The sequence below is a fragment of the Gammaproteobacteria bacterium CG11_big_fil_rev_8_21_14_0_20_46_22 genome, assembly GCA_002796245.1.
GTDB lineage: Bacteria > Pseudomonadota > Gammaproteobacteria > UBA12402 > UBA12402 > 1-14-0-20-46-22.
Map to the genome: position 1 here is coordinate 53,880 of PCWT01000062.1, position 8,706 is coordinate 62,585.

Consider the following 8,706-nt stretch of genomic DNA (forward strand, 5'->3'; position numbering starts at 1 on the left):
CATGATCAAACGTCTTTGCATCATCTCAAGCCTTATCCTCGCCTTATCGGCTTGCGCATCACAGCACCAAAACAGTGTCGACACAACAAACCTCTACCAGCTAGAAACACTCACGCAACAAAACACCCCCCTGCCTGAAGGCCAAGGTATTTCAAACATTCGCTTACAAGCCTTAAAAGAAGTGGCCACCTCTATTGGCGCACAAGGTGGCCTTGCCTTCCAAGCCGGACGCATTGATGATCAGCTTCAAGCCCAAGCACGCACACTCGACTCTGTGTTCAATTTTCAAGGCATGCTACTGGCGCACAATGTACTACCCCCCGTGCTTGAACAAGGCGATCAACTAGTGAACCTCAACGATAACGACACGATTCGCATCGCCGATAAAACCTACAAAATCGTGCAGCAAGCTCGTTTTGTAACAAACGCGCCAAACTGGCGACAATACCTCTGGATGTCCTATAAAAAACCGGCGCTACCTGACCAAACCTTATTACCACGCAATGATGCCGAGCGAGAAGTATGGATCAAGCATGTCCGCGCAGGCTGGAAACAAGGCATCATGCAAGCAAAAAATATGTATGCCGCCAACCTTGCACGCTTAAAGCGTGACTATAATGGCATGGTACTCTACCGCGAACTGTTAACCCGGAACATGGTTAGCAAACCGTTCGTGGCGCAAGCCAACTTAGGCGTCACCAGTAATAGCAGTGACTCACAGCTTTACATCAACGATAAAGTCTTGCGCATCACGGCCCTACCGAAACTAAACCCGAAAAGTACGCAATGGAAAGCTGTGGTAACGCATGAGCAATGATCACTTTCTCCCGCACGAGCCGATTCGTTTTGACAAACATCATCTAGATCAATTATTGGTACTGTGCTACCAGCGCGAAGCCTCAGACATTACGCTGCAAACGAATGAACCGGTCTTCGCAGAGATTCATGGGCGATTAGTGCGCGTAACCCAACGCCGCCTATCGGCCAATGAGTTATCTGAAATCATCAATATCATGTACGGCCCCAACGGTACTACGCAGCTTTTAAGTGGCACCGATGTTGACACACATTATGAAATCAAGCCCGCTCGCCACGAGCGCTACCGCTTTCGTATCAACGGCACAGCCTGCATGGTTGACGGCTTCGACGGGATTCAAGTCACAGCACGATCCATTCCAAACGAACCACCCGACATCGAAACTCTAGAGCTTGATAAAACCTTACTCGCATCCCTAGAACCCGACCAAGGTGTCATCTATGTCACAGGTGCGACAGGTTCGGGCAAAAGCACACTGCTCGCCTCAATCATTAAACATATCGTAAAAAAGCCTGACAGCAACCGTAAAGTTTTGACCTACGAATCACCGATTGAATTTGTGTATGATGATATCGAGATGCCAAGCGCTATCGTGAGCCAATCCGAAATTCCTCGCCACTTACCGAGCTTTGCAGCTGGCGTGCGCAATGCGCTGCGCCGAAAACCGCAACTCATTCTTGTCGGGGAAGCACGAGATGCTGAAACTATCAATGCTGTGATGGAGGCAGCCATGACAGGTCATCCTGTCTACACCACTTTACACAGTAACGGGGTAGCAGAAACTGTCCGCCGATTAGTGAACACGTATCCGCAAGAAGAACGCCATGGAAAAAGCGTGGATCTGTTCGAAACCATCCGCGTGGTTGTCTGGCAAAAGCTTATACCAAGCTTAGACGGCAGGCGTGTAGCACTTCGCGAATACCTTGTTTTTAACGAAGAAGTTCGCGACCGTTTACTTGCCGAAGAACCAGATAACGCTACCGCTGTCACGCGCCGCTTACTGAAAGAATTGGGCCAAACCATGGAAGTGGACGCCAATAAAAAATATGAACAAGGCTTGATTTCAGAGAGAGATCACCGCATTCTTGTCGCTTCATCACGTAAAGCGGATCAAGATGCGGGGATTACATGAAACGAAGGCACCTCAATAATCTGACGACCATCATCACAATCCTGGCCATCCTAGCGCTGATTTACCTTGCCGCTTACATTTTTCAAAACAAGCTGTACCAGGCATTCAGCATCACCTTACTTAGCTTGCCAATCCTCATTCTGTTTGTACTTTTACCGATAGGACGAACACGCTTGCAATCAGAAGGGATCTTCTCGCAGAGACGCTATGTATTACCACGCATCCTACTCGTGCAATTACTGAGCTTCATCTTCTTCTTTTCCAGCATGAGCTTTTTTACCCACACACTCATGCTAAGCCAGTCCCCTGAAACGGTACTTCATCACACTCGCACATTCTATCATACCCTCTTTGCTGGCTTTGGCTTATTCCCCTGGGGCATGGCCATTTTATTTGCCCTATCGATCGACACGCTCAGCAAAAAAAAAGGCTCCACACTAGGCTCACCGCTGGATACGAAAGCAAACTCACTAGGACTCACCATGGCGATCAATGGCGTCTACAATACGCTACGCCTAGGCTTCTTGACCATATTAAGCAGCTTCATCATTTTCTTTGCCATGGAATTATGCAATTTGCTGTATGGGCCATTTTCGCTTTCACACAATAGCGTGATCGGCGGGGCCGTCAGTATCGTATTGCTGATTATTTTCACCCAGCAGCGCTTTACTCGCTTAATAGAACAACTGAAAAAACGTCACCATGGCCTTTTTCTTTACATGCTTGTACTGATTGCTATAAGCCTTGCTGTTTGTCTTGTGCTCAATTTTGTTTTCATCCTATTTCACAAGCACATCGATATTACCGGCAAGCACCTAACTCTTCACGCCTGGTGGCTACACTTGAATAGCTTTTCAATTTTTGAATTTTACGCCATTGCCTGGTGGTTACTTTTATCTCCGCTACTCGGCTCATTGCTCTGGCAATTAAGTACATCACTTTCTTACAGGCGCCTAATCAGTTATAGCCTTCCACTGCCGATTATCGTGCAATTCACAAGCCCTTATTGGCTAAACGCAATCAACTTCTCTGCTGAGCACACACTCATCACCTGCTTCGCAATTCAAGCAGCGCTGATCATAGGAATACTCTACTTCTCAAGCCGCCCTTGCTTCAACCAAACCCTTTGGCTTGGCTACCTAAATCAACGCAACATCAAACCACGCCATCGATTAGAAATTTTAGCATTACTTATTCCAATCCTATTGGTCTGTGTCTCATTACACGCCAATGTATTTAGCGTATTGTTATTCGCAGGCATTAGCTTTACTGTATTACTCTCTGAAATCATGCTGCTATTTCGAATGAAATAAACAACCGTGGGTAAGCCGTGGTGTTTTCTGTTTTGGAATGCCCCATCGCGTATCGAAGCACCTATTGAACAATGGCGATTATCCGTCATATTGCGTCACTGGCTGTGATCATGCGACAAAAAATTGAGTAATTTGTCAATCAAGTACAAGGGGCAATTCAATACATCCCCATCTTTCTTTAGATTTAAAGTAGAAAAGCGAATTAATAAATCTGGCTGATATTTTTTGGCATAGATCAGCAAACTTTTTTTGCGAGTGGATTGCCCTGATTTAACTTCGATAGGATAAATCTTATCTTCATATTGCAGCACAAAATCAAGCTCCGCTTCGCCTTCACTTGTCCAGTAAAAAAGAGAGGACTGAATGGGCAATAAGGCTTGAGCAACATAATTTTCCGCTAATATGCCACTAAACTCTTCTAGGATTTTTTCTTCTTGTGCGAGCAAACGAGCCGGTAAATTGACACTGGCGCCTAACAAGCCCACATCTAACAAATAGACTTTAAAATGTTCAAACTTGGCGTAGGCTTGAAGAGGTAAACAAGGTTTGTTGATTAAAGTGACTTTGTTGAGAAGCCCCGCTTCAATCAACCATTGTAAGGCGATTTCAAATTCTTTTGCACGAGCCCCTTTTCGAATAACAGAATAAATGAATTTGCGATTTTCTTTAGCTAATTGCGCAGCTAAAGACTGCCATACTTGTGAGATACGCATAATTTCATTTTTGGGTGCGTGTTTTGAGAAGTCTAATTCATAAGCAGCTAAAATATTATTTTGTATGCTCCGAACAGTTAAAATATCCTGATTCTCAGCATAGTGCGCCACGGCTTCTGGCATGCCTCCAATGTAAAGGTAATATTTAAAAAGTTTATTAAGCTTAACATGCATGATGTCAGGCACAGGAGCGACTACCTGAAGCGTATTTAAATAATCCGCTAACGGATTTTCACCCACGGCAACGAGAAACTCGCTAAAGCTCATGGGGTATAAAGTTAAGAAATCTACTTTTCCTACAGGAAAGCCAGCCGTATGAGCAAGTTTAACGCCTAATAATGACCCTGCTGCGGCAATATGATATTCCGGCGTTTTCTCATAAAAGTATTTAAGGCTGTTTAGGGCCTCGGGGCAGGCTTGTATCTCGTCAAAAATCAGAAGCGTGCTTTCAGGGGTGATCTTTACTCCTTGATCTAAGCTAATTAAATCAAGAATTCCATTGGGTTCCAACCCTTCTTTAAAAAGAGAATGAAGGCTTAATTGAGTTTCAAAGTTTAAATAGACTACTTGATCATAGGCTTTTTGACCAAAAGCTTTAAGACTGTAGGTTTTTCCCACCTGCCTAGAACCTTTTAAAATCAATGGCTTGCGATTTTTTTTGGCTTTCCAGGTCGCAAGCTGGGACATGATATGACGGGGCATAATAACCCTCCTTTTCGCTACACCCAAGGATATTATGTCAGTAAAAGTGTGAAAATCAACATTTTTATGTACGAAAAAGTGTGATATTTAACATTTTTTCGTACATAAAAATGTTAGGGCCCGTTTGCAATTCATTTTTGCAAGCGGGCCCTGAAGTCTGTCTGATACCGGAACTTATTACACGCTGTGCTTAATTAGCGTGATCAAAAGGTACGGTATCATTTAAGGTCTTGAGAGAGCGAATCACCCGCCGATGAGGCGCCAGAAGACATACCGCCCATGGCAGAACCCGTGCTCTGACCAGCCTGATCGGTAAATTTATTCACCTTACTGCCCACCTCTTCAGCGCCGCCTGAGTAGTCACCAAAGCCTGCTTGCCCACCGATCCAACGCAACACGTTATCTGGCAGTTTGTGAATCAAAGCGTAAGATTTATTGATGATCACCATCACAATGGAGACATAAATCGCCATGTAAAGCGCCCACTGCAGCGCAGTCACACCACTATAAACACCGCTACCAGAAGTTAGACCAGTCAACCCAACATGCGAGTTACTGTAAACCACGAATTGGTAGATAGAGTTCAACAGCAAGACGCCAATGTAGGTCATCAGCATCCCGGCGATTAAACCAAAAATCATAAAGGTCGGGCGCAAAAACACGTTGGTGACCAGCATGGCAGCCGGTGCCGCACGACCTAAAAGCTCATGACCCCCTTCAGGGTAAACAATACCAATGGCTACCAAAGGTGCTGCGAGCATCGTTTCAATGACCGCCACCATCCAGCCTATGGCGCCGAAAAAGAAAATAATGAAGGGCACCATGGGTATGTACACAGACATTGACAGACCAATGGAGTAAAACATCGCACAAATCATGCCAAAAAACCCGATGATTTTTAGCAAAATGCCAAAGAACGAACCTAAGCATGCAACCAGCGCCGAAGCAATCACAAAAGCCACAGCTATACCAAACAATATATTGAACGTTAATTGCACTTTTTGGATGATTTCTTGCCCCATGATCTGTAGCTGAAGCACAGGATCTTTACCGGTTTGAAATACAATCATACCGCTGCTCGGGTCGTAGTTACTCAGGCCGCCAACGAATGCAGACACAACCCCGTAGACCATGTCATTAAAGAGATTAAACGCTCTGACACCTTCTGGCGGCATATTAGCTTGATTGTCATAAGGCTGCTTACTCAAGTTAAATAAGCCGTTGTCTTTATTCCCCGCATTAGCTGTTTCAGACAATAGTGCAATTTGCGCAACCGTGGGCTCAGTATACCCTTGAACTTGACTAGGGACAGGGTTAGAAATAGAAAACAAACCAAAAACGTTAACCGCTGCGTACTCTGGACTACTTAAGGCGAGCTGCTTATAAAATGCGCCCGCATAAATCCAACCATATCGTCGCTCACCCTCTAAAAAGGCCTTTGACTGCTGCGCGTCTTTAGTACCCTGAGAAGAGTTGTTTGAATTAGCAATATTAAACTGTGATTTATGTTGATCAATCCACTGATCAGAAGCGTTAGAAACATGATTTGCGATATACTCCTCAGCCGCTGTAATGGGTGTTCCCGGCACAGCTTGAGCGAGATCGTCAGGTGAAGTATCACTCGTCACGTTGGAAGCAACGTATTCTTTACCAGCCTGATTCAAAAGGGTCATCACGTCAGCAACACTTTGCACTGCCGCATGCTCTTCATAATAACTGGCATTGAGCTGCAGACTAGATTTGGCAAATATCGGTACGGTAAAAGAACCACAACCGCTATTTTTTGCAATCACTGGCGTACCATCTGGGCCTGCTTTATATGAAGGAAAATGGTAAATCATATAGTGATATTCTTTACCGCTATCCCAGACCGACTGTACGATAGATGCTTTCGGCAAACCCAAGGTTGAAGTTGCCGCTTTATTGTTATTGTTGTATTTATAGGATTGATACATACACACATAGCTTTTAAATAAGCCTGTCGCATAAAGTGCTGAATCCCCCATTGTAGAACCAAAGCTCCCACCACTCTGATGAGACTGGCGAGTTTCAAAATTTTGCTGGTCATACACACTGTGCAGCTCAATAAAATCCATAGCTGCATTCCAGACTGTATCAGCGGCGCCAATCCCCTGAATCACACACCACATCAATACAATCTGCAGCACACAATAACCGGATTTTAACGGCACTAATAAGCCAATGCCCATCACAACACGCAGCGGCGTCCAAACAGAATTATATTTTTTACCTAAAAATTCACCCTCATGCGCCGTTGAAACCAACCCCATGAGCATGGTGTATAAAAACACTAAAGTTGTGAGCACCAAGATAGAAGCATTAAACTTAGCAAACATAGCCCCCATCACACTAGGCGCACCCGGCAATACATCGCCCATACCGCCAAACAACATGCCAAGCAAAGCCAGTGACTCATCCGAATGCGGTACGGTAAAGAAACTCAGCATTCCGCCGAAATGATCGCCTGATGGCAAAGCAGGCGTCGCCATGTCTGCAAACACTGAACCACTGAGCAGCAATAATAAACCTAAAGGCAATAAGGCTTTGATGATTTTCATTATTTTTCCTCCGCCTGACGAAAGCTAAGCCATTCTTTTAAACTGCAACCTAAACGTCGTTGTTTCATTTGAAATATCCAAAAACGCATTCTAGTAAACTTCACAGCGCAAATACCGCCAATGACTACAGCCAAGCAAGCCGACGCTAATGGCGCGACGATGAACAAATACACGCTATAAGCCCAAAGCGCGAGTGTCAACAAGATATACAAATAGGAAAGCCTTGCCGTCTCCCGTATCTTTTGCCTGACGTCTTTATCCGTCAGCTTTAAACGCAGCATCGCTTGCTCAAAGGTTTCACTACGGTGTGCTTCTGGTTTGATAAACAATTGTCTTACCGAGCCGTAAACACCGCCAGACAGATCCTTTAGATAAGAATAACTTAGCCAAGCCGGTACATTCAAAAAATTGCGGTAAATGCCGCGAGTTGCCCTATAGGCCAGGCCAGGCCCAGTGTTTTTTTCTTTATTTTTCTTGGGCTTATTTTTTCGCAATCTTGGCATGATCCCTGTCATCCTTTGCTTACAGTGTTAGATTGAAAAGTATCATACACAAAATTTGGACAAATGTCCATTTTTTCTGATATAATTGTAAGAAATGGCTTACACTACATGCATGCTTGCTTTTTAGGCCGCTGCCCTCTAGAGTAAAATCCATTGTTTAAACAATCAATAGGCTGAACAAAGATGCCCGGATTAAGCTTAAAAGACAGCCACGCATTTTGGCAAAACTACCCAGACCCGATGATCTACCGGGTACTTTCATTTATGGAGAGCGTTGAGAACTGGACCTATGATGGTGACCCCAAGCTCGAGCACACAATAGAGCAACTCGGCCAAGCGCTCGATGGTGTGATTCAGTTTGAACTTAAAGATCAGGAAGCCTACGTCAACCTCGGTAACTACATCCACATGAGTCGTATTTTGCACCTTATGCAAACCATAGACACAACTCACCCAGGCTCTGCTTCGCGCCTTTTAATGCATGCCGAAGACACGACACAAAGTGACGATGATCCATCAGGTTTGTTTTTGCGCCGCAACGTCGTTTTTGAGCGTCTGCGTTTACTGGGGCGCGTATTTTCAAATGAAAGACTCAACCTAGTGCAACAAGCTTTTGAAAGTGAAGAAGACGATGAATAAAGCGTTTGTTTGCTTACTCTTCATTGTGGCGCCCTTATGCACTTTTGCAGATAACGCCAATTATGCTGATATGACAAACGCGCAAATTCAGCAACATCTTTTTGAGATGGCGCAAAAAAATCAAAACGAATATCAGATGAACTTAACGCAATCACTCAATGAAGCCGCAGAAAAAAACGAAGCCGCCGTACAAGCTGCGATAAAACAAAGTCAGGAAGCAGAAAAACCCACATCCCCGACACCAAGCAAACCTAAACCTGTTGAAAAATGCAATTGTTACAGCTCTAGCGCCTATAATTTTCCAGCCA

The 8,706-nt window shown here is 44.6% G+C and carries 7 protein-coding genes and 1 pseudogene (1 of these 8 cut by a window edge); 5 read left to right on the top strand and 3 right to left on the bottom strand.

Annotated elements, in window-relative coordinates:
• The first annotated feature begins 1 nt into the window (after window position 1).
• From COV52_08620 to COV52_08630, 3 genes are read left to right on the top strand one after another with little or no spacing between them, the layout of a single operon-like run.
• Complete coding sequence (locus COV52_08620) at window positions 2-817, top strand: type IV secretion system protein DotC (GenBank protein PIR10556.1); 816 nt, start codon at window positions 2-4, stop codon at window positions 815-817.
• Entirely contained in the window at window positions 807-1,949 is a 1,143-nt protein-coding gene (dotB, locus tag COV52_08625) for a Dot/Icm secretion system ATPase DotB (protein ID PIR10557.1), read from the top strand. Before COV52_08620 ends, dotB begins: the two co-directional genes overlap by 11 nt.
• A complete protein-coding gene (locus tag COV52_08630) occupies window positions 1,946-3,262 on the top strand; it encodes a hypothetical protein (GenBank protein ID PIR10558.1) in 1,317 nt (438 codons plus the stop codon). The genes dotB and COV52_08630 overlap by 4 nt, the downstream gene beginning before the upstream one ends.
• A 95-nt stretch (window positions 3,263-3,357) precedes the next feature.
• Here COV52_08630 and COV52_08635 read toward each other — a convergent pair whose 3' ends face one another.
• The 3 genes from COV52_08635 to COV52_08645 form a co-directional block, all read right to left on the bottom strand.
• On the bottom strand, window positions 3,358-4,677 hold the full coding sequence (locus COV52_08635) for an ATPase (GenBank protein ID PIR10559.1): 1,320 nt from the start codon (window positions 4,675-4,677) through the stop codon (window positions 3,358-3,360).
• A gap of 218 nt (window positions 4,678-4,895) precedes the next feature.
• Window positions 4,896-7,256, bottom strand: coding sequence for a hypothetical protein (locus COV52_08640; GenBank protein ID PIR10560.1), 2,361 nt, complete (start codon window positions 7,254-7,256; stop codon window positions 4,896-4,898).
• Window positions 7,256-7,759 carry a hypothetical protein gene (locus COV52_08645; protein ID PIR10561.1) on the bottom strand — a complete coding sequence of 168 codons (504 nt, stop codon included), beginning with the start codon at window positions 7,757-7,759 and terminating at the stop codon, window positions 7,256-7,258. Before COV52_08645 ends, COV52_08640 begins: the two co-directional genes overlap by 1 nt.
• Window positions 7,760-7,942: 183 nt before the next feature.
• On the opposite strand from COV52_08645, the gene COV52_08650 reads away from it, so the two are divergent.
• Together COV52_08650 and COV52_08655 are read left to right on the top strand one after the other, a co-directional pair.
• The gene (locus COV52_08650; GenBank protein ID PIR10562.1) at window positions 7,943-8,398 is read left to right on the top strand and encodes a phosphoesterase; all 456 of its coding nucleotides are present in this window, start codon (window positions 7,943-7,945) and stop codon (window positions 8,396-8,398) included.
• Window positions 8,391-8,706 (top strand): annotated as a pseudogene (locus tag COV52_08655) (hypothetical protein) (it continues 101 nt past the right edge of the window). The gene COV52_08650 and the pseudogene COV52_08655 overlap by 8 nt, the downstream one beginning before the upstream one ends.

Coding starts and splice junctions, on each gene's coding strand:
- COV52_08620 (PIR10556.1), top strand. CDS start 2: ATGATCAAACGTCTTTGCATCATCTCAAGCCTTATCCTCGCCTTATCG.
- dotB (PIR10557.1), top strand. CDS start 807: ATGAGCAATGATCACTTTCTCCCGCACGAGCCGATTCGTTTTGACAAA.
- COV52_08630 (PIR10558.1), top strand. CDS start 1,946: ATGAAACGAAGGCACCTCAATAATCTGACGACCATCATCACAATCCTG.
- COV52_08635 (PIR10559.1), bottom strand. CDS start 4,677: ATGCCCCGTCATATCATGTCCCAGCTTGCGACCTGGAAAGCCAAAAAA.
- COV52_08640 (PIR10560.1), bottom strand. CDS start 7,256: ATGAAAATCATCAAAGCCTTATTGCCTTTAGGTTTATTATTGCTGCTC.
- COV52_08645 (PIR10561.1), bottom strand. CDS start 7,759: ATGCCAAGATTGCGAAAAAATAAGCCCAAGAAAAATAAAGAAAAAAAC.
- COV52_08650 (PIR10562.1), top strand. CDS start 7,943: ATGCCCGGATTAAGCTTAAAAGACAGCCACGCATTTTGGCAAAACTAC.